This is a genomic window from Brevundimonas nasdae (assembly GCF_019395145.1).
Classification (GTDB): domain Bacteria; phylum Pseudomonadota; class Alphaproteobacteria; order Caulobacterales; family Caulobacteraceae; genus Brevundimonas; species Brevundimonas nasdae.
In genome coordinates, this window is the sequence record NZ_CP080034.1 from 2,271,990 (window position 1) to 2,292,492 (window position 20,503).

At 68.0% G+C, this 20,503-nt stretch carries 14 protein-coding genes; 4 read left to right on the forward strand and 10 right to left on the reverse strand.

Translation table 11 applies throughout. From position 1 onward, the window contains the following. Window positions 1-175: 175 nt before the first annotated feature. A complete protein-coding gene (locus KWG56_RS11120) occupies window positions 176-349 on the reverse strand; it encodes a DUF1328 family protein (protein ID WP_201096421.1) in 174 nt (57 codons plus the stop codon). A 101-nt stretch (window positions 350-450) separates the two neighbouring features. Here KWG56_RS11120 and KWG56_RS11125 point away from each other — a divergent pair, with 101 nt between their 5' ends. Next, a complete protein-coding gene (locus tag KWG56_RS11125; protein WP_219354807.1) occupies window positions 451-2,100 on the forward strand; it encodes an MDR family MFS transporter in 1,650 nt (549 codons plus the stop codon). A 113-nt stretch (window positions 2,101-2,213) separates the two neighbouring features. Continuing rightward, window positions 2,214-4,196 (forward strand): hybrid sensor histidine kinase/response regulator, encoded by a 1,983-nt coding sequence (locus KWG56_RS11130; protein ID WP_219373663.1) that lies wholly within the window; start codon window positions 2,214-2,216, stop codon window positions 4,194-4,196. 43 nt (window positions 4,197-4,239) lie between these two features. Here KWG56_RS11130 and KWG56_RS11135 read toward each other — a convergent pair whose 3' ends face one another. The 4 genes from KWG56_RS11135 to KWG56_RS11150 form a co-directional block, all read right to left on the reverse strand. Continuing rightward, on the reverse strand, window positions 4,240-6,717 hold the full coding sequence (locus tag KWG56_RS11135; RefSeq protein WP_219354809.1) for a TonB-dependent receptor plug domain-containing protein: 2,478 nt from the start codon (window positions 6,715-6,717) through the stop codon (window positions 4,240-4,242). A gap of 369 nt (window positions 6,718-7,086) precedes the next feature. Beyond that, entirely contained in the window at window positions 7,087-7,494 is a 408-nt protein-coding gene (locus tag KWG56_RS11140) for a response regulator (protein ID WP_219354810.1), read from the reverse strand. A gap of 71 nt (window positions 7,495-7,565) precedes the next feature. Continuing rightward, a complete protein-coding gene (locus KWG56_RS11145) occupies window positions 7,566-9,503 on the reverse strand; it encodes a PAS domain-containing protein (protein WP_244999481.1) in 1,938 nt (645 codons plus the stop codon). An 86-nt stretch (window positions 9,504-9,589) separates the two neighbouring features. After that, on the reverse strand, window positions 9,590-10,765 hold the full coding sequence (locus tag KWG56_RS11150) for a cell wall hydrolase (protein ID WP_219354811.1): 1,176 nt from the start codon (window positions 10,763-10,765) through the stop codon (window positions 9,590-9,592). A gap of 233 nt (window positions 10,766-10,998) precedes the next feature. Here KWG56_RS11150 and KWG56_RS11155 point away from each other — a divergent pair, with 233 nt between their 5' ends. Beyond that, on the forward strand, window positions 10,999-14,703 hold the full coding sequence (locus tag KWG56_RS11155) for a PAS domain S-box protein (RefSeq protein ID WP_219354812.1): 3,705 nt from the start codon (window positions 10,999-11,001) through the stop codon (window positions 14,701-14,703). Window positions 14,704-14,775: 72 nt separating this feature from the next. Here the strand turns inward: KWG56_RS11155 and KWG56_RS11160 are convergent, their stop codons facing one another. Then, window positions 14,776-15,132, reverse strand: a complete 357-nt coding sequence (locus tag KWG56_RS11160) for a DUF6481 family protein (RefSeq protein ID WP_201096623.1) — start codon at window positions 15,130-15,132, stop codon at window positions 14,776-14,778. Window positions 15,133-15,357: 225 nt separating this feature from the next. Continuing rightward, entirely contained in the window at window positions 15,358-15,543 is a 186-nt protein-coding gene (locus KWG56_RS11165; protein ID WP_201096621.1) for a hypothetical protein, read from the reverse strand. 446 nt (window positions 15,544-15,989) lie between these two features. Here KWG56_RS11165 and KWG56_RS11170 point away from each other — a divergent pair, with 446 nt between their 5' ends. Continuing rightward, window positions 15,990-17,180 (forward strand): cell wall hydrolase, encoded by a 1,191-nt coding sequence (locus KWG56_RS11170; RefSeq protein ID WP_244999482.1) that lies wholly within the window; start codon window positions 15,990-15,992, stop codon window positions 17,178-17,180. 27 nt (window positions 17,181-17,207) lie between these two features. Here KWG56_RS11170 and nadC read toward each other — a convergent pair whose 3' ends face one another. The 3 genes from nadC to KWG56_RS11185 are packed head-to-tail and all read right to left on the reverse strand — an operon-like array spanning window position 17,208 to window position 20,445. After that, window positions 17,208-18,068, reverse strand: a complete 861-nt coding sequence (gene nadC / locus KWG56_RS11175) for a carboxylating nicotinate-nucleotide diphosphorylase (RefSeq protein WP_219354813.1) — start codon at window positions 18,066-18,068, stop codon at window positions 17,208-17,210. After that, entirely contained in the window at window positions 18,065-19,585 is a 1,521-nt protein-coding gene (locus KWG56_RS11180) for an L-aspartate oxidase (protein WP_219354814.1), read from the reverse strand. Before KWG56_RS11180 ends, nadC begins: the two co-directional genes overlap by 4 nt. After that, the gene (locus tag KWG56_RS11185) at window positions 19,582-20,445 is read right to left on the reverse strand and encodes a metalloprotease (protein ID WP_219354815.1); all 864 of its coding nucleotides are present in this window, start codon (window positions 20,443-20,445) and stop codon (window positions 19,582-19,584) included. The genes KWG56_RS11180 and KWG56_RS11185 overlap by 4 nt, the downstream gene beginning before the upstream one ends. Window positions 20,446-20,503: the final 58 nt, after the last annotated feature.

Genomic DNA, 20,503 nt, shown 5'->3' on the forward strand with positions numbered 1-20,503 from the left:
GGAGGGATGCGTTTAAGGGGCGCGACCGTAGCCCTGGGTTCCGGGTTCATCGCTTCGCTCGGCCCCGGAATGACGATCTGAGAGATCAGCCACACGAACGTCGATTAGGCTAGGCGCCAAACGCAAGACGGCGGCCCTTGCGAGCCGCCGTCAGACGATCAGAACCCGGTCCCGATCAGGTGACCTTCTTGGCCACCGTGAAGCCCAGGATCAGGAACACGGCGAAGACGATCAACGCCAGCACCGCCAGGAACTTGGCGATGCCCGCCGCCGCCCCTGCAATGCCGCCAAAGCCCAGCAGACCGGCGACGATGGCGATCACCGCAAAAATCAAAGCCCATTTCAGCATGTCGTCTCTCCTTGATGGGAAACGAACGATTCGATGCCGGGCCGGTTCCAGAAGATGGCATTTCATGGACAAGACCAAAAACCTGCGTCATGTGCGGCGTCATGACGCACGCAGAACCGCAGACCTTCTCGCCCCTGGAAAAGCGCGTGACCCTGATCGCGCTGATGATCGTCTTCCTGCTGTCCGCCCTGGACCAGACCATCGTCTCGACCGCCATGCCGCGGATCGTGGCCCAGCTTTCAGGGCTTGAGCTCTATCCCTGGGTGACCACCGCCTATCTGCTGGCCTCGACGGTCATGGTGCCGATCTATGGCAAGCTGTCGGACATCTATGGCCGCAAGCCGATCCTGGTGGTCGGCATCGCCATCTTCATCATCGGCTCGGTGCTGTGCGGTCTGTCGGGCGAGTTCGGCGACCTGCCTCTGCTGGGCGGCGGCATGGTCCAGCTGATCGTCTTCCGCGCCATTCAGGGTCTGGGCGGCGCCGCCCTGATCACCTCGGCCTTCGCCGTCATCGCCGATCTGTTCCCGCCGCGTGAGCGGGCCAAGCTGGGCGGCCTGTTCGGCTCCACCTTCGGTCTGGCCAGCGTGATCGGCCCCCTGATCGGCGGCTTCTTCACCGACCTGCCGACCGCCCACCTGCTGGGCTATGAGGTCGCGGGCTGGCGCTGGGTCTTCTACATCAACCTGCCGCTGGCGGGGCTGGCCCTGTTCATGATTCTGGTGAAGATGCCGCGCCTGACACATCGTGTGGGCGGCAAGATCGACTTCGCCGGGGCCGCGCTTCTGATCACCACCTTCGTGCCCCTGCTGCTGGCCCTGAGCTGGGGCGGCATGGCGGGCTGGAATGCGCCGCACATCCTGGGCCTGTTCGCCCTGGCTGCGGCGTCGCTGGTCGTCTTCCTGATCGTGGAGGCGCGGGTCGGCAACCCCATCATCTCGCTGGACCTGTTCAAGAACCGCACCTTCGCCACGGCCAATCTGGCGGCCTTTTTGATGTTCATGGCCTTCATGGGCATGGTGTCCTTCCTGCCGCTTTATCTGCAGACGGGTCTGGGTCTGGCGGCGACCACCAGCGGACTGGCCATGACGCCGCTGACGCTGGGCCTGATCCTGACGGCGACGGCCAGCGGCTTCCTGGTCAACAGGATCGGCCGCTACAAGATGGTCATGGTCGGGGGCGCGGCCCTGACGGCGTTCGCCGCCTTCCTGCTGTCGCAGACGCCGTCGGACGCAGGCCTGTTCGACATCATGTGGCGCGTGACCCTGCTGGGTCTGGGGCTAGGCCCGGCGCAAAGCGTGTTCAATCTGGCGACCCAGAACGCCGTGCCGCGCGACAAGCTGGGCGTGGTGACCAGTGCAGGCCAGTTCTTCCGTCAGGTCGGATCGACCGTTGGCGTCGCCGTGTTTGGTGCGGTGCTGACCCACAATCTGGCCGCCCCGATGAAGACCGCCCCGAACGCCGAACCGACCGCCCAGGTCCGCACCCTGTCGCTGGCCGAACTGGAGCGGATGACGGTCGAGGCCCATCAGTCGACCCGGAACGGCGCCCCCGTCGCCGTCGATCCAGAAGTGCGCGAGGCCGTCAGCAGCGCCATCCTAGGCGTCATCTTCGCCGGGTTCATCGTCTGTCTGCTGGGCTTCGCCGCGACCCTGCTTGTGCCCGACCTGCCTTTGCAGGCCAGCCGCAGACCCGAGCCCCTGAATGTGCGCGCCCTGGGCGAGGCGCCCGGCGAACCACCCGCGAACTGAGCCTCATGACCCGCCCAAAGAGCAAAATATTCGTGCGCTGATCGGCGCCAGCCCGTTTCGGTAACAAAGAATTTGCCGGAGATTGATAGCCCGGCAATCGCCGGAGTATCGCGATGTCCCCCATTCACAGCAGTATGGACCCCATTAAGGCATCGCCTGACGGGGACGAACAGCGTGAGGAGGGCGCGCGGGACTGCCTGTGCGACGAGCGGCTGGCGGTCCTGGACATGGCGGGGGTGGGCCACTGGCGCATCGACTGGGCCACCCGCGCAATCAAATGGACCGACACGACCTTTCGGCTGCACGGGCTGGACCCGGCGGACGGCGAGCCCAGTCTTGAAACCTTCCGCACCATGTTTCCAGAGGAGGACCGCGCCCGGATGGCTGCGGCGATCCAGCAGGTGGTCGCCACCGGGCAAGAACAGCATTACCGCCTGCGCCTGAACCGGCACGACGGCGTGCAAAGGCACGTCATGGTCCAGGCGCGCCCGGAACTGGCCCCAGACGGCGCCCTGAAGGCCATCTTCGGCGCGGTGACCGACATCACCGACCTGGAGCAGCAGGTGATCCAGGCCCGCAAGGATGAGGCGCGCTACAAGCTGCTGGCCGACAACGTCGCCGACGTCATCACCCGCGTCCGGCCCGACGGCACAAGCAAATACATCTCGCCCGCCATCTATAATCTGTTGGGCTGGACGCTGGAGGAGATGTCGGGCGATCCGCTCGACTACGTCTATCCGCCCGACCGCAGAAAGGTCAGCAAGGCGATCCAGGACGCGCTGAGAACGGGCGAGCAGAATCGTCTGGAGCACCGCGCCGTCCACCGCGACGGCACCGTCATCTGGGTCGAGTGCACCTTCAGGGCCACCGTCAACGCGCAACACGGGCGTGAAGACGCCATCGTCGTCATCCGCGACATCAGCGACCGCAAGGCGATGGAGGCCGAACTGCGCGAGGCCAAGGAGCGGGCCGAAAGCGCCGCCGCCGCCAAGAGCGAGTTCCTGGCCAACATGAGCCACGAACTGCGCACGCCCCTGACCAGCGTTCTGGGCTTCTCCAACCTGCTGACCTCCAGCAAGGCCCTGCCCGAGACGGAGCGCGGCTATGTCCACCGCATCGCCACGGCGTCGAAGGCGCTGCTGGCCGTCATCAACGACGTGCTGGACTATTCCAAGCTGGAGAAGGGGGCCATCGACCTGGACCCCCGCCCTTTCAATCCGGTCCAGTTGACCGACGACGTCAGGGAGATCATCGAGACCCAGTGCGCCGCCAAGGGACTGGCGCTGCAGGTCGCCGTCGACCCCGCCCTGCCCGCCTCTCTGCTGGGCGACGAAGGGCGGCTGCGTCAGGTGCTGCTGAACCTGCTGGGCAACGCCGCAAAGTTCACGGCCCAGGGCGCGGTCTGCCTGCACGTGGGGGGACACCCGGGCGATCATGACGACTGGCGCCTGAAGATCACGGTGACCGACACCGGCATCGGCATGACGCCGGACACCCTGGCCAATGTGTTCGAGCGTTTCGCCCAGGCGGACCCCTCGACCACGCGCCTGTACGGCGGCACCGGCCTGGGGCTGGCGATCTCCAGATGTCTGGTCGAGGCGATGGGCGGCCGTCTGTCGGCGGTCAGCCAGCTGGGCGAGGGGTCGACCTTCTCGTTCGAGGTCGGCCTGCCGCTCAGCGTCGGGGCCGCCGCGCCCCTTAGGGATGAGATCGGCGGCCTGAAGGGTCAGCCGCGCATTCTGGTGGTGGACGACACCCAGGCCAACCGCGAGCTGTTCTCGACAATCCTGACCAAGCTGGGCGTCCAGGCGACCACGGTCGACAATGGCGCAGAGGCCCTGAACGCCCTGCGGTTCGGCGCCTATGATCTGGTGCTGATGGACGTGCAGATGCCGGTGATGGACGGCCTGACCGCCACGCGCGAGATCCGCCGCCTGGAAGCCCCCGGCGACCGCCGCATCCCCGTCATCGCCCTGACCGCCAATGTCCAGCCCGAGCAGATCGCCCACTGCCGGGCCGCCGGGATGGACGACCATCTGGCCAAGCCGCTTCAGATGCCGCTGCTACTGGCCGTCCTGTCCAAATGGCTGGGCTGAGGCGCGCAGGGGGCGGACCGAAACCCGCCCCCCGCGCCCGCAATCACCACTTCACGCTGACGCGGCCATAGACGAACCGCCCGTTGAAGCCGAAAGGCGAGAAGGACGAATAGGGCGAACCGCCCGTCGACCCCAGGAAGGCGGCCGGGGTCTGCTTGGGATAGGTGTCCAGCAGATTGTCCGCGCCCAGGGCCAGCACCACGCCGTTCGACAGGGTGTAGCGTCCCTCCAGATCGACCACGCCGCGCACGCCCGTGCGCACGTCGCCGCTGCCATCCGCAGGCGTGCCTGCGTTCAGGGTGTCGCCATAGAAGGTGGTGCGGGCCGTCACGCCGAACGCCTCATAGCTCCAGTCCGTCTGGAAGTTGACCTTCCACTGCGGCACGCCCCGCTCGAAGCGGACGCGCTCGCGGCGGTCGAACAGATCGACCTCCTGCGGCAGGACCGTGGTCGAGGAGAAGGTGCGCGTCGTCGGGTAGCGGGTGACCTTGAAGTCATTGATGTTGCCCGCGACCGTGAAGTCGAACCGGCCGACATCGGCGCTGTTCCAGCGATAGCGGCCGACGATGTCGATGCCCTTGGTCTTGCTGTCGACGCCGTTGATGAAGAAGCGGGCCGAGGTGGCGCCGCCCGGCACCGAGTCCAGCAGATCAGCGATGATCTTGGCGTTGGTTCCCGCCGCCGCCGTGCGGTTGCCGCTGAGCAGACCCGACAGGATGATCCGGTCTTCGACATTGATCTGATAGGCGTCGATGGTCAGCTCAAACCCGCCGTAACGCCACACCGTGCCCAGCGAATAGTTGACCGAGGTTTCCGGCTCCAGGTCCGTGCCGCCCAGCGCGCGCCCGATGACGCTGTTGGAGGGGAAGGTGCCGGATTCGGTGAAGGTGGTCGGACCGCCCGGCGTCGCAGGCGGCACCAGGGTGATCGAGGTCTGGGTGAAATACTGCTGCTGCAGGCTGGGCGCACGGAAGCCCGTCGACACCGCGCCGCGCACGGCCAGGTGCGGATTGAAGTCGTAGCGCGCCGCGACCTTGCCCGTCAGGGTGTCGCCGAAGTCCGAGTAGTTTTCGTACCGCAGGGCCGCCGAGGCGGTGAAGTTCTCGACCAGTTCGCCTTCGACATCGACATAGACGCCGACATTGCTGCGGTTCTTGGACAGGACGTTGGAGGGCGCGAAACCGCCATAGCCCTGCGACGCCGAGCCCTTGCCCGCGACCGGGCCGCGATCATACGACTGGGGCTCGCCCGCGCCGATCTCATAGGTTTCGCGGCGGGCCTCCAGACCAAAGGCCACGTTCAACGGACCGGCCAGACCCACCTCATAGGCGCGGTTTGCGTCGATGCCGAACACCAGCTGATCATAGGTCACCGAACCGGCGTAGAAGTCGGTCTTGGACTGGGCGCCGTATGAGGCGTTGATGGTGTCATGGACGCTGTAGTCCAGCGCATTGCGGCCATAGCCCAGGCTGACGTCGATATCGAAGCCGCCCGCCTGTCCGCGCACGCCGCCGTTGGCCGTCAGGTCCTGGGTGTCCACGCCGATCAGCGGCAGATAGCCGTCAGGGAAGATTTCCGGCACGCTCTGCGTCGGCTGGGTCAGCGGATTGCGATAGCTGGCCGCCGACAGGGCCGAACGCTCCTGATAGCCCGCCCAGCCATAGGCCGACCAACTGGCGTTCAGCGGCTTTCCGGCGTTGGCGTAGATCGACCAGTCGGTGCTTTCCGGGTCGCCGAACCGGCCTGTGATCCGCTGCGGCACGGCGGTCGGGTTCAGGTCCGCGCGGTTGCTGTAGTCGCGGTCGCGGTATTCCGCCGACACCGTCAGGAAGCCGTCGGCGCCCAGGGCGAAGCCCTGCCAGGCCGAAACCGTCAGCTGCTTGCCGTCGGTGAAGTCCTTCTTGCCCGCATTGGGCAGGTTCACGCTGGAGAGATACGAACCATAGGTCGCCGAGGCCCCGCCGCCGCTGGAGGCTTCGCGCAGACGCAGGTTGATCACGCCCGCAATGGCGTCCGAGCCGTATTGGGCCGATGCGCCGTCGCGCAGCACTTCAACCCGGTCCAGGGCCGAACTGGGGATGGCGTTCAGATCGACCGGGGCCGAGCCGCGCCCGACCGTGCCGTTGGTGTTCACCTGGGCCGAGACGTGGCGGCGGATGCCGTTGACCAGCACCAGGGTCTGGTCCGGTCCCTGTCCGCGCAGGGTCGCCGGGCGCACCGAGTCCGTGCCGTCGGTCAGCGACGGGCGCGGGAAGGCGATGGAGGGCACAGCGACGGCCAGCTGCGACGCCAGTTCGGTCGTGCCGCGCTGCTGCAGCGCTTCGCTGGTGACGACGTCGACGGGCACCAGGGTGTCCAGACGGGTGCGGCCCGGAACGCGCGTCCCGGTGACGACGACTTCGTCAATATCAGCGGCGCTGGGCGCGCCTGCGCTTTGCGCGGCGGCGCCAGTCGCGATCGTCAGAACCGCTGTCGATGCGGCGGCGAACAGAAGGGCGCGATGGCCGGTGAATTGTCTCATGAAAAATCCCCTTGAACAGAAAACATGACAAGCCCGGGCGATCGGTTCGTGCCGTCGCCTTCCGTCTGCTGTCGTGTGTTACGTGGCCGCTGGTGACAGCGGATGTGCCGAAAACCCGGCCTAAAGCCGCGTCAGAGCCTCGATGTCTCGACATCGGATGATGCGCATTCGTGATCCCCTTTTAGTCAGTCGTCGAACTGACGCCCCCGTCAGATCATCCCCATCATCGCGACCACAGGGCCGCGGTCAACGGTGAAGCTTTTTAGAAATACTGTCGTTATCGTCAATTTTCCAGGCAGCGTGCGCGCGTGACCAAGCGTCATCACAGTGGTGCGGAGCCGCTTGCCTGACTGTGGAGGCGGGGCTGGATCAGCCGAAAAGCTGCAGTCCCGGGGGTGCGTATTGCACCGGCTGGCCTTGGCGGCGGCGCATGGCGTAGTCGACGGCGGTCTGGACGGCCTGTTCGTCGGCGGGCTTGGACAGGACGCCGATGGCCCCGGCGACGCCGTCGCGGACCATGCCGGGATTGCCGGTCATGAACAGCACCGAAACACCCAGGTCCTGCTCCAGCTCACGGCCCAGGTCGATGCCGGTCGGCCCGTCCGACAGGTGAATGTCCACCAGGGCCAGGTCGATCTCGGACTCATGGACGATGTCGCGGGCTGACTTGGCCGTCGCGGCGACGCCCACCACGTCGTGCCCAAGGTCTTCCAGCACGAAGCGAAGCTCCATGGCGACCAGGGCTTCATCTTCAATAATGAGGATGCGGGCGGGCATAAACTTTCAGTACCAATCCTAGTTAGCGTCTCGAACGCATGATGGGCCGCACAGTTTCAAATTTGTCCTAATCAGAGACTCTTTCCCGCCGCGCGGCGCCGTGACAGCGCGGCGGCGGGCAGATCCACGACCATTTGCAGGCCTTCAGGCCGCCATTCGCGCTCCAGCCGCCCGCCCAGCTGGGTCTCGACAGACAGGGTGGCCAGGGAAGAGCCGAAGCCGTTGCGCGTGGGGGCGCCGTTGATCGGCGGCCCGCCTGTCTCCCGCCAGCTCAGGATGAAACGGTCGCCTTCATGCCGGGTGTTCAGGTTGACGCGCCCGCGTGAGGCGGACAGGGCGCCGTGCTTGGCCGCATTGGTCGCCAGTTCGTGGAACAGCAGCGCCACCGAGGTCGCCGACTGGTCGTCAAAGACCGTGTCGTCGCCGCTGATCAGCACCCGTCCCTGCCCCTTCTCATCGGCATAGGCGCTGAACAGGTCGTGGAAGAAGGCGTGCAGGGTGGTCACGCCGACCGCGGGCTGCGACGTCTCGGTGTGCGGCCGGACAAACTCATGCGCCCGCGCCAGGGCGTTTATCCGCGTGCGCAGGGATGTGGCGAAGTCCCGCGCCTCGGGGTGCTGGCGCGCCGACAGGGCCACCAGGGCCGACACCACGGCGAAGATGTTCTTGATGCGGTGGCTCAGCTCCTGACTGACCAGCTCCCGCTCGTGCTCCAGCCGCTTCAGGTCGTCGATGTCGGTGCAGCTGCCGAACCAGCGCGTGATCTCGCCCGCCTCGTTGCGGGCCGCTTCCGCCCGCGCCAGCGCCCAGCGATAGCCCCCGGCATGGTGTTTCAGCCGGTATTCGACCTCATAGGGTTCGCCGCTCTCCAACGACTGCCGCCACAGGGTCTGACCGCGCGCGCGGTCGTCCTCATGCACCAGATTGTCCCAGCCCTGGCCTTCGCTGGAGCCGGGCGTCGTGCCGGTGAAGGCGTACCAGCGGGCGTTGTAATAGTCGGGATGGCCGTCCGGGGGCGAAGACCAGACCATCTGGGGCATGGCGTCGGCCAGAGAGCGGAACCGCGCCTCGCTGTCGGCCAGCTGCAGCACCGCCTCAGCCAGATGCGCGTCCTGGCGACGGCGCGCCGTGATGTCGGTGGCGATGCCGGGAAACCGCACCGGCGCCCCCTCGTCGTTCAGATAGATATGGCCGCGCGCCTGAATCCAGCGCTCGCCGTTCTCCTCGTGCAGGATGCGGTATTCGCTGAGGAAGGCCCCGCCCGTGATCATCAGGGCGTCGATCTCCGCCTCCACCCGAACGGCGTCGTCGGGATGCACATTGCGCAGAAAAGCGCTTAACGGCGCGCCTTGCGCGGCGACTTTCGGGTCCACGCCATAGATGTTGGCGAAACGTTCGTCGGCGACGATGCGGTCGCCGGGCACGTCCCAGTCCCAGGCCCCGACATAGTTCGACGCCGCCAGGGCGCGACGCGTCGTCTCCTCGCTCTTGGCCCGCTGGATCAGGGTGCGGCGCAGCTCCAGCTGGCTCATCACCTGCCCGGCCAGGGTTCTCAGCGCCATGGCCTGAACCTCGGTCAGCCCCTCAGGCCGAGGCTGGGTGTCCAGCACGCACAGGGTGCCCAGCGGCAGACCGTCCTGGGTCTTCAGCAACTGTCCGGCGTAGAACCGCAGATGGGTGTCGCCCGTCACCAGCGGATTGCATTCGAACCTCGGGTCCACCGTGGCGTCCGGCACCTGCATTCCGTCTTCCAGCAGCAGGGCGTGGGCGCAGAAGGATGTGGCCAGCGGCGTCTCGCGCACGCCCAGTCCGACCTCGGCCTTGAACCACTGGCGGTCCGCGTCGATCAGATTGACCACCGCGATCGGGGTTTCGCAGATGCGGGCGATCAGTTGGACGACATCGTCGAACGCCTGCTCTCGCTCCGTGTCCAGTATGTCGTAGGAGCCCAAGGCGTTCAGGCGTTCAAACTCATCCCACTGTGGAACATCAGGAACGGGGTCGGTCAAACAGGCGTCCTTTCGCGGTCGGAGACATCCGACCCAGATGAATGCGCCGAAGGGGGCTGGCGTTGCATTACCACATCTGCGCCGCGTCAGCTGGACGGACGTCCGACCTCCTCAACCGCCATCGGCGTGACCCCGACGGGCGCGACGGTGACGGCGGGCGCAGCAGGCTTGGCGGTTTCAAAGCTCTGCAGCCGCGCATTGATGGTGGCGACCTCTTGCGGCGTCGGCAGGCGGCGGCCCGCCATGCTGGCGACGCCGACAACACGCTGTTGGCCGTCGATCTCGACCGTTTTCAACGGCCCGTTCGGGGTCAGGGGCGCATCCGCCGCGCCTGTGCTGGCCGTCATCATCCGGGGACGGGCGAAGCGCGCCTCGTCGATGTTCGGCTCGCGGCCCTGATAGACGGTGCGGAAGGCGGCGGTTTCGCCATAGACGCCCTTCCAGCGATAGAAGATGTGCGCCCCGATCTGGTTCACCTTGGCCACCGTCGGCGCCCACCACGGATGGACATAGTCGGCGTGATAGTGGGTCGCCGTGCCGACCTGCTGGGCGACCTCGCCGTTCAGGGCCTTCTCGGCGACCTTGCGCGCCCGGTCCCAGGCCCAGGCGACCGGCGCCTGCGCCAGCGCGCCGTCGCAGGTGAAGCTGAACTGGCAGCCCGTCGTCCGCTCCGCCCCTTCGAACACCACACCGCAGACCGTATTGGCGTAGTTGGGATCGCGCACGCGGTTCAGCACCACCTGCGCCACCCCCGCCTGACCGGCATCGGGCTCCAGCGCGGCCTCGTAGTAGACCGCCTGGGTCAGGCAGCGCAGGGCGCGGCGGCGATCCTCGGCGCTGCCCTTGAAGACAAAGGGGCGCGCGGGCCGCAGCGCGCCCGCCGCCACCGCCATGGCCGCATTCAGCTTCTGGGCCTCGGCGCCGTATTCGCCCGGCATCACCTGCGCCTTGCCCGCCAGAAGCACCGCCTCCCAGTTCGGCGCCAGTCCGTGCAGGGCGGGGATCAGCAGGGTCGGATCATGGCTTTGCGCCAGCGCCAGCTGTTCGGCGGTCAAAGGCGCGGCCAGGCCGTCTGGCCCCGCAGATGCGACCTTGCCGTCCAAGCCCTCTGTCTGCACCTGCATCGCCTGCGCGCGGTCGGCGTCGGGCCTTGCGGTCGATCCCGCCGACATGGCGACGCCCAGCACAGCGCAGGCCGCCGGCAGGGCCGCCGCGCCGCGCCGCAGCGCCGCCCACATCGTGATCAGTCCGGACTGTTGCATTCAAAACCCAAAAAGCGACGCCCTATCTGATGAGGACGTCGCCATTTCCAAACCCTGCGCCTGATTATGGGCGGATTTCAGGCCATCAACAAACCGCTGTTATGGGTGTGGTTTCAACGCTAACTAAAGCCTGTCGGGCGATGACCGACGCCGGAACACAAGACCCGACACAGCGTTGGACAACATTCGAACGCCGTCCGCGCGCGACGAAGGCGGCTGGGGTCTGACAGAATATGAAGGCGGGGGGTATTCTGCAGCGCATTCCAAATGTCGATGAGGCCTTGCTGCGTCTGGCGCGCATCGACGTCTCGTCGCCGCTGAAGCAGGTTCTGGTCGGCCTGGGCTTCGCCGTCCTGGCGCTGGGCGTCCGCATTCTGCTGAAGTCGTTTTTCGGCGACATCACCGGCTTCGCCATCATGCTTCCGGCGGTGATGCTGGCGGCCCTGGCCGCTGGCAGACTGGGCGGACTGGTCGCCCTGGCCGCCGCCCTGATCGGCGCCTGGAGCGTGATCGTCATAGGCGTTCCGGGCGAACACAGTCTGGTGCGCATTGTCGCCCTGCCCGCCACCGCCACCTTCGTCTTCATCGGCCTGTTCTGCATCCTCGTCGCCGCCTCGCTGCGCAAGACCCTGACGCGGCTGGAGGCTTCGGCCTCCGCCCTGCGCCAGTCCGACGCCCGCGTGGACGAAACCGAAGACCGGCTGAAGGTCATCAGCGAGTTCGCCCCCACCATGCTCTGGATGAGCGATCCGCAGGGACGCTGCATCCACATGAACGCCGACCAACGCCAGTTCTGGGGCGTGCAGGAAGGCAGGATCGACTTTGACGCCTTCGACTTCCGCAAGATCATACACCCAGAAGATCACGACGCCTTCGTAGCGGATACGACCCACGCCCTGACGGCGGGACGCCCCTTCGAGGTCGAAGCGCGCCAGCGCCGCGCCGACGGCGTCTATCGCATCGTCCGGTCTCACGCCCGCCCGCGCATCAACCGCAACGGCGACTATCTGGGCATGATCGGCGTCAATCTGGACGTCACCGACGCCCGCGCCGCCGAAAAGGCCCTGCGGGAAAGCGAAGTCCGTTTCCGCCTGACCGCGGACACCGCCCCCTCGCCCGTCTGGCTGACCAACGCCAAGGGCGAGGTCGAGTTCGCCAATGAGGCGCTGGTGGAGTTCTACGGCCGACCCGCGCCCGAGATTCACGGCCACATCTGGAAAGGCAGCGTCCACCCCGAAGACGCCCCCATGGTCGCGGACGCCCAGGGCTTCGCCCGGCCCGCGCGCCAGCCCTATGGGTTCGAGGCGCGGTTCCGCCGACATGACGGCGAATGGCGCTGGATGCGCATTTCGGCCAAGCCCCGGTTCGACGACACGGGCGCCTTCCTGGGCTATATCGGCATCTCCTTCGACGTCACCGCGACCCATGAGGCGCTGGACGCCCTGGGCCGTCAGGAACGGCGCCAGACCTTCCTTCTGGCCCTGGTCGACCGGCTGCGCGACCTGACCGATCCCGACGCCATCATGGCCATGGTCGAAAGCTCGCTGGGCGAGCTGCTGGAGGCGGACCGCGTCGGCTATGGCGAGGTCGATCTGGACGCCGGAGTGATCGCCATGAGCCGCGACTGGACGGCGGGCGTCGCCAGCGCCAGCGGCCAGTTCAAGCTGATCGACCTGGGCGCGGAGCTGATCGCCGACCTGGCGTCGGGCCAGACCGTCCGCGTCGATGATGTCCGCACCGACCCGCGCACGGCGGCCGCCTGTGAAGTGTTCGACGACATCCAGACGCGCGCCCTGATCCGCGCGCCCCTGATCCGGGGCGGTCTTCTGCGGGCCTATCTCTACGTTCACTCCGCCACGCCCAGGGTCTGGACCGACGCCGAGGCCTCCCTGCTGGAAGAGGTCGCCGCCCGCACCTGGGCCGAAGTCGAACGCGCCCGCGCCGAGGCCAAGACGCGCGAAAGCGAGGCCCGCTTCCGCGCCGTCGCCGACATCGCCCCCGTTCTGATCTGGGTCAGCCGCAAGGACGGCAGCCGATCCTTCGTCAACCAGGCCTATTCCGACTTCTACGGCAGCCAGTACGAGGACGCGCGCGAGGCCGACTGGCTGGCCTCGGTCCATCCCGACGACCGCGAACGCATACGTCTGGCCTCGTTTGAAGGCGAAGCCTCGGGCGGCCCCTTCTCGCTGGAGGCCCGCTATCTGCGCCACGACGGCGAATGGCGCTGGATGAAGTCCTGGTCGCGTCCGCGCCGCAGCGGCGCGACCCTGCTGGGCTATGTCGGCGTGGCCTTCGACGTCACCGACATGCGCGAGGCCCAGGCGCGGATCGAGGAATCCGAGACCCGCTTCCGCATCGTCGCCGACAGCGCCCCGGCCCTGATCTGGATGAGCGACGACGCCGCCCAGCTGAATTTCGCCAACAGACGCTATCGCAACTTCTTCGGCATCAGCTCGTCGCGTCAACTGGTCGGCAGCTGGCGCGCCCTGATCCATCCCGACGACGAGGCGGTGTTCAGCGCCGCCTATATGCGCGCCTTCGAGGCCCGTGACATTTTCGAGGCCCTGGCCCGGGTCAACCACCCCACGCTGGGCCTGCGCTGGCTGCGGACCGAGGGCGTGCCCCGTTTCGACGCAGAGGGCCGGTTCCAGGGCTATGTCGGGGCCAGCCTGGACGTCACCGACGCCAAACGCGCCGAAGACGACCTGAAACGGATCAACGAACTGCTGGAGGAGCGTGTCAGCGCCGCCCTCGACGAAAAGGCCCTGGCCGAGGCCCAGCTGGCGCACGCCCAGCGGATGGAGGCGGTCGGGCGCCTGACGGGCGGCGTGGCCCATGACTTCAACAATCTGCTGACCGTCGTGATCGGCGCCCTGGACATCATCCTGCGCAGCGAAGACCCCGCCAAGCGCAAGAAACTGGCCGAAGCCGCCCTGGCCGCCGCCCGGCGCGGCGAAAGCCTGACGCACCAGCTGCTGGCCTTCTCGCGGCGCCAGGCCCTGCGTCCCGAGGAGATCGACCTCAACACCCTGATCCGTCAAAGCGCGCCCCTGCTGCGGCGGGCGGTCGGCGAAGCGGTGGATTTCAACCTCAGGCTCAAGCGCGGCGCCGCGCGCGTCCGGCTGGACCCGGCCCAGTTCGAGGCGGCGCTGCTGAACCTTGTCGTCAATGCGCGCGACGCCCTGGGCGACGTCACGGGCGGCCAGATCCGCGAAGGCGGCCAGGTCACCGTCCAGACCACCGCCCGCCGCATCGACGCGGGCGAGGTCGCCGAGCTGGCGCCGGGCGACTATGTCTGCGTCACCGTATCCGACAATGGCGAAGGCATGTCGCCCGAGGTCATTGATCGGGTGTTCGAACCCTTCTTCACCACCAAGGGCGTGGGCAAGGGCACGGGCCTGGGGCTCAGCCAGGTCTATGGCTTCGCCCGTCAATCGGGCGGCGGGGTGCAGGTCGCATCGACCATGGGCCAGGGCGCCGCCATCACCCTGTGCCTGCCGCGGCTGGTGACCCGGCGGACCAGCGTCCCGCCCCTGCCCCCGCCCCAGCCGGACGTTCCCTTCGCTCAGGGACGGCGCCTGCTGCTGGTCGAGGATGACGTCGCGGTCGCCGCGGTTGCCGTGGATCTGCTGGAAAGCTTCGGTCTGGAGGTTCAGCGCGCCGAAAACGGACCTGCGGCGCTGGAGGCCCTGCGCGCCAGCCGGTTCGACCTGATGCTGACCGACGTGGTCATGCCCGGCGGCATGAGCGGGGTCGATCTGGCGCGCCGGTCCGCCCGCGACTGGCCCGAGATGCGCATCGCCCTGACCTCCGGCTATATGGGCGAGGACGTGGACCAGATGCTGTCCGACAGCCCGTGGCCCTTCCTGCGCAAACCCTATTCCGCCGAGGCCCTGCGCAATCTGGTCGAAGGCCGCGCGCCCCAGGGCGTCGATTAGGCTTCAGGCAAAGAAAAACGCGCTGCAGAGGCGAATCCGCAGCGCGTCGATCCCTGAACAGACAGACCTGTCTTAGCGGCGCGCCTTGCGGGCGGCGTAGCGCGCGTCGCGCTTGGCCTTCTGCTCTTCCTTGGTCAGTTGCTTGCGCGCCTTGCGGTCGGCGCGCTTCTCGGCGTCGATCTCTTCTTGGGCCAGGCGTTCGGCCTCCAGACGGGCGGCTTCCTTTTCCGCCTTTTCACGGCGCAGCTCGGCCTTGGCCAGTTCGTGCTGTTGACGCAGGGCTTCCTTCTCGGCGGCGCGCTTTTCAGCGAGACGCTCGAATTCGGGGTCGGGGGCGGCGGCCTTCGGCTTGAACTTGGCGAGCAGGGCTTTCTTGGCTTCCTGCTGGGCGGTCAGGCGGTCGGTGAATCCGGTCTTCAAATCTTTCATGCGAAAGCGTTCAGGTTCCTTGTGGTCCGGCCGAAAGCGGCCGTCGGGGGGTCAGGCGGCGAAAACGCACGGCCGGAGCGGGCCGCACAAAACCGAAACCAGCGGCAAAATCAAGGTTCGTCATGAACGAACACGCGGCTTCGGGCGGATCGGGGGCCGATCCGCGCGCAGTGATGCAGATAGGTCGCGCCTCGCCAAAGGCAAGGGCGCGACCCTGTGCAGACGTCAGTTGGGCTTCTGGGCCTGGCCGACGGCGGTTCCAGCGGCGCCGCCCACGGCTGCGCCAACCGGGCCGCCGACGACGGCCCCGGCGACGGCGCCCGTGGCGGCCTTCTGTTCAACAGTGGCTCCGCAGGCAGCCAGCGCCAGGGCGCTGAAGACGGCGGCGGTCAAGACAATCGGACGGGTCATGTGTTTTTTCCTCCAGGGGCCAAGCTTCAACGTGAACCCGACAGGTTCGTTCCACCGCAAACAAACCCCCGAATACAGAAGCCGACACGCCACGAACAACTGTCACAATTGGATAAGCTGACTTCAACGATATGGCGCAAATAACGAACAACCTGCGTGTATCGGAATACAGTATTCGCGCGATAGATTGTCCGAAATTAAACCAAATACGACCACAATCTCGGATAACCCGAAAAAATACCTATTGGTTTCTAGGCCTTATCCAACATCTTGCGAATCAACCACATTCCGGTCACAAATAGCGGTATATAGGCCCGTCCTCCGACGCCCGGGCCCATCGAGCCGAGCGCCGGATTTGCAGGCTGGAACAGCGACCGCAGAGTCGCCCGGCTGGCGAGACTACCCCGGGGGCTGCGTTTCTCGCCCTGCTTAACAGGACTACCTCGTTGTCGCATTCCTCGCAGACGCGCGCCGTTTCGCGTGCCGAACGTGTGGCCAAGATCAAGCCCATGACGGCGGCCGCGGCCTTTGGCGGGCTCGTGGGACTGGCGATCGGCAGCGCCTATCTGGGCGGCATGACGGCCCGCGCGACGACGCTGCGGGTCCAGGCTGAACGGATTCAGGGCGCCACCGCCGCCGGCTTCACCGAAGAAGCCCTGGCCGCCGCCGCAGGCGGTCTGGACGCCAGCGCCCTGACGATTGCAAGACGACACGACCCCTACACCAGCGCAGGCTCCGCCCAGCGCGACCGCCAGGCCGAGCTTCTGGCCGCCCGCCTCGAACAACTCCGCGCCCCTGCCGACAACGGCCTCCGCCAGGTCAACGTCACCGCACCGACCGGCGCGCGCCCCTTCCAGATGGATCACGCCCTGGACGCCAGCCGCGACCTGGATTGCCTGACCCAGGCTGTCTATTACGAAGCGCGCGGCGAAGGCCGAGACGGCATGAAGGCCGTGGCTCAGGTGGTCCTGAACCGCGTCCGCCACCCGGCCTTCCCCAAGACCATCTGCGGCGTCGTCTTCCAGGGCGCCGCCCGCGGTTCGGGCTGCCAGTTCTCCTTCACCTGCTCGGGCGTCATGCGCGGCGGCGTCAACCGCGCCGCCTGGGACCGCGCCCGCGCCGTGGCGTCCGGCGCCATGTCCGGCTCGGTCTTCGCCAGCGTCGGCAACGCCACCCATTTCCACACCACCGGCGTGTCGCCCACGTGGCGCAATTCTCTGATCCAGGTCGGCCAGGTGGGCAGCCACCTGTTCTATCGCTTCGGCGGCCGCTCGGGCTCCAGCGATGCGTTCAACTATGCGCCGCGTCCCTCCGCGGGGGGTGAGCAGCCGCGCCTGATCCAGGCCGGGATCAATCCGGTCGAGGCCGCCCGTCAGGCCGGACAGGCCGTGGCCTATTCGCTGGTCCTGGCCCAGGAAGGCCTGTCAGGGTCCGAAACCCCGCGCCCCGCCGCAGCGCCGGCCGCCGCCGCACCCAAGGCCGAAACCCCGGCGCCCCGCGCACAAGCGCCGCAAACCGCCGCCCCGGTCGCCGCCGCCTCTGCACCGGCCCCGCGCCCTCAGCCTGCGGTTCAACCGGCCCGCACCGCTCAGACGGCGCCCAAGACCGAGGCCGCCACGGCCGCTACGCCCGCCTGACATCATCGTAACTGGACGCGCCTGGCTTCAGAGCGCGTCCAGACCGATGTCCAGCACCGGCGCCGAATGGGTCAGCGCCCCGACCGAAATCACGTCCACGCCCGTCTCCGCGATGCCGCGCACGGTCGTCAGATCGACCCCGCCTGACGCCTCCAGCGTGATCCGGCCCGCGACCCGCGCCACCGCCGTGCGCAGGTCCGACAGACTGAAGTTGTCCAGCATCACCACATCCGGCGCCGCGCCCTCGTCGATCAGGGCCAGAACCGCGTCCAGCTGATCCAGCCCGTCGACCTCGACCTCCACCTTCATCAGATGGGGCGCAAAGGCCTTCGCCCGGCGCACCGCCTGGGCGACCCCGCCGCAGACGGCGACGTGGTTGTCCTTGATCAGGATGGCGTCATCCAGCCCGAAGCGGTGGTTGATCCCCCCGCCGCAGGCGACGGCGTGCTTCTCCAGCGCGCGCAGGCCCGGCGTCGTCTTGCGCGTGTCAGCGATCCGCGCCTTCGTCCCCGCGACCGCCTCGACATAGGCGCGCGTCAGGGTGGCCACGCCCGACAGCCGCCCCAGCAGGTTCAAGGCCGTGCGCTCCGCCGACAGAAACGCCCGCGCATCGGCCTCGACCACCGCCAGCACCGCCCCCGCCTCAAACGCCGCGCCGTCGCTCAAACGCACGTCCACGGTCGCCTTGGGGTCCAGCGCCAGAACGGTCAGACGCACCGCGCCGATCCCCGCCAGTACGCCAGGCTTCCTCGCCGCGAAGGCCGCCTTCATGCGCGCGCCCTCGGGGATGCAGGCCTGGGCCGTCATGTCGCCCGCACGGCCCAGATCCTCGGCCAGGGCCATCCGCACCACGGGTTCGATCATCAGATCAGGAAGGGTCCGCATCATTCCGCCACCGCCAGGATCGCGGGCTGGACCAGCCGCACCCGCGTATGTTGCGCCACCACCGCCGTCTCGGGATAGTCGGCGCGGTAATGCCCGCCCCGGCTCTCATGCCGGTCCAGCGCCGCCTGCACGATCAGCCGCGCCGCCAGCAGGGCCGCCGCCGATCCATGCTGGCCCTCCAGCCGGTCGATCAGGGCGATCAGATGCGACAGACCCGCTTCGTCGCGCACCACCCCGGCACGATCCGTCATGCCCGCGCGCAATTCCGCCATCGCTTCATCCGGCAGGTCCGGCCCCGCTGCGGCAGGCAGGGGCTTGCCGCCGCCCGCCTCAGCCGCCGCCGCCACGCCCGCGCGCCGCCCGAAGGTCGCCGCCTCCAGCAATGAATTGGACGCCAGACGGTTGGCGCCATGCACCCCCGTCGCCGCGCATTCGCCCACGGCGAACAGGCCCGGAACCGTCGTGCGTCCGTCCGCATCGGCGGCGATCCCGCCCATGTGATAGTGGCAGGCCGCCATCACCGGAATGGGGCTGACGCGCGGGTCCAGACCGGCGCGCATGCAGGCGGCGAACACCGCCGGAAACTCGTGCGGGAAGGCCTCGCCTATGGCCGTGCGGGCGTCCAGACAGGCCCCGCGTCCAGAGGCCCGCGCCGCATGGACTGCGCGCGCCACCACGTCGCGCGGCTTCAGGTCCGCATCATCCTCTTCGCCCAGCAGAAACGCGCCCTGCCCGTCGATCAGCCGCGCCCCCTCGCCGCGCAGGGCCTCGGTCGCCAGAGGCGCGGGGTCCAGTCCGACGTCGATGGCCGTGGGGTGGAACTGCACGAACTCGGGATCGAGGATTTCAGCCCCCGCCAAAGCGGCCAGCGCCATGCCCTCGCCCTTCAGGGCCGCAGGCGTCGTCGTGGCCGCGAACAGGCCGCCCGCCCCGCCGGTGGCCAGCACGACCGCCGTCGCCGTGATCTGGGTCAGCTTTCCGCCCGGCCCGCGCGCGACCAGCGCCCCGACCACCCGTCCGTCGGCGTCCCGCAGCAGGCCCTTCAGCCGCGCGTCGTCCCAGACCTCGATCCGCTTCTCGGCCCGCACGGCCGCCACGATGGCCGTCAGGATCGCCCGGCCCGCGCCGTCGCCGCCGACCCGCGCCACCCTCGCGACCGAATGGGCCGCCTCCAGACTGACGACGAAGCCGCCGTCGGCATCCCGGTCGAACGGCGCGCCCAGGGCCGCCAGCCACTCCACCGTCTCGCGCCCGTTTTCGGTCAGGGCGCGCGTGGCCTCGGCCTCGACCAGACCGGCGCCCGCCGCCTCAGTGTCCCTGGCGTGGCGTTCGGCGGAATCCTCCGCCGTCAGGGCCGCCGCCATGCCCCCCTGCGCCCAGGCCGACGAACAGGCGTTCAGCAAGGGCTCCGGCGTGACCACCAGCACCTTTGCGCCGGCCTTCGCCGCCTCCAGCGCGGCCGACAGCCCCGCCAGACCTGCGCCGACGACCAGAGGCCCGTCATGTCGAACTCGGCTCACACGCGTACTCCGATATAGTTCAGGCCGAACCTCACGGCCTCGACCGCCGATCCGTCGGCCAGAGGCAGCAGGGCGCCGATCGCCGCCGCCGCACAGACCGCCGCCGTCGCCAGAAACAGCCCCAGGCTCTTGCCCGCCTCGGGCCAGCTCAGTTGGCCCCATTCCTCACGCCAGACGCCGCGCTTCAGATGGCCGAAGACCGAAATGGCCAGAAAAACCGCCAGGATGTAGCGCCCCGTCGAGACGCCCCACAGCACCACCCCGACCCCGATGGCCAGCAGCACCAGATGCTCCAGTCGCGGATGCACCCGCGCCAGCACCGGCCCCAGCGCCTTTGACCCGTCCAGCGGCGGCGCAGGCAGCAGGTTCACCAGATTGAGCATGGCGATGAAGAAGGCGCCCAACAGCCACTCGCCCTGACCTGTTACGGCCCACAGGCCCACGAACGGGACCATGGCCAGAAGCCCGAACGCCGGGCCCGCCAGCGACACCAGCACCCCGTGCCACTCGCTGTTGGGCGCCCTTTGCCCCTTGGCCAGGCCGCCCAGGAAGGGGATGATATAGATGCGCGCCGGGCCCATCCCGACCTTGTTCATCGCCAGAACGTGCCCGTATTCGTGGACGAACAGGCCGAACACCACCGCCACCGATACGACCCAGCTGCCGGTGATCCACCACAGGAAGCCGCCCATCAGCAGGGTGGAGATCACGGCCCAGCCGGGGCTCTGGCCCTTGTCCAGCGCGCCGGTTTCGGACTGCGGCCCACGCAAGTCCTTGGGCGCGTCCTTGCGCACGGCCAGGTCTTCAGGCTTGGGATCCCAGGGACCGGGACGGCGGATAGGTGTGTCGATGTCGCTCATGGCGTCCAGATGGGCGCACGCGACCCTTCCGCACAGGGGACGGATCGCCGCGCCATGG

Excerpts from the sequence above, each read along its gene's own strand:
- KWG56_RS11130 (WP_219373663.1), top strand. The coding sequence starts at position 2,214 with ATGTCCCCCATTCACAGCAGTATGGACCCCATTAAGGCATCGCCTGAC.
- KWG56_RS11165 (WP_201096621.1), bottom strand. The coding sequence starts at position 15,543 with ATGACCCGTCCGATTGTCTTGACCGCCGCCGTCTTCAGCGCCCTGGCG.
- KWG56_RS11135 (WP_219354809.1), bottom strand. The coding sequence starts at position 6,717 with ATGAGACAATTCACCGGCCATCGCGCCCTTCTGTTCGCCGCCGCATCG.
- KWG56_RS11150 (WP_219354811.1), bottom strand. The coding sequence starts at position 10,765 with ATGCAACAGTCCGGACTGATCACGATGTGGGCGGCGCTGCGGCGCGGC.
- KWG56_RS11120 (WP_201096421.1), bottom strand. The coding sequence starts at position 349 with ATGCTGAAATGGGCTTTGATTTTTGCGGTGATCGCCATCGTCGCCGGT.
- KWG56_RS11155 (WP_219354812.1), top strand. The coding sequence starts at position 10,999 with ATGAAGGCGGGGGGTATTCTGCAGCGCATTCCAAATGTCGATGAGGCC.
- KWG56_RS11185 (WP_219354815.1), bottom strand. The coding sequence starts at position 20,445 with ATGAGCGACATCGACACACCTATCCGCCGTCCCGGTCCCTGGGATCCC.
- nadC (WP_219354813.1), bottom strand. The coding sequence starts at position 18,068 with ATGATGCGGACCCTTCCTGATCTGATGATCGAACCCGTGGTGCGGATG.
- KWG56_RS11125 (WP_219354807.1), top strand. The coding sequence starts at position 451 with ATGACGCACGCAGAACCGCAGACCTTCTCGCCCCTGGAAAAGCGCGTG.
- KWG56_RS11140 (WP_219354810.1), bottom strand. The coding sequence starts at position 7,494 with ATGCCCGCCCGCATCCTCATTATTGAAGATGAAGCCCTGGTCGCCATG.
- KWG56_RS11160 (WP_201096623.1), bottom strand. The coding sequence starts at position 15,132 with ATGAAAGATTTGAAGACCGGATTCACCGACCGCCTGACCGCCCAGCAG.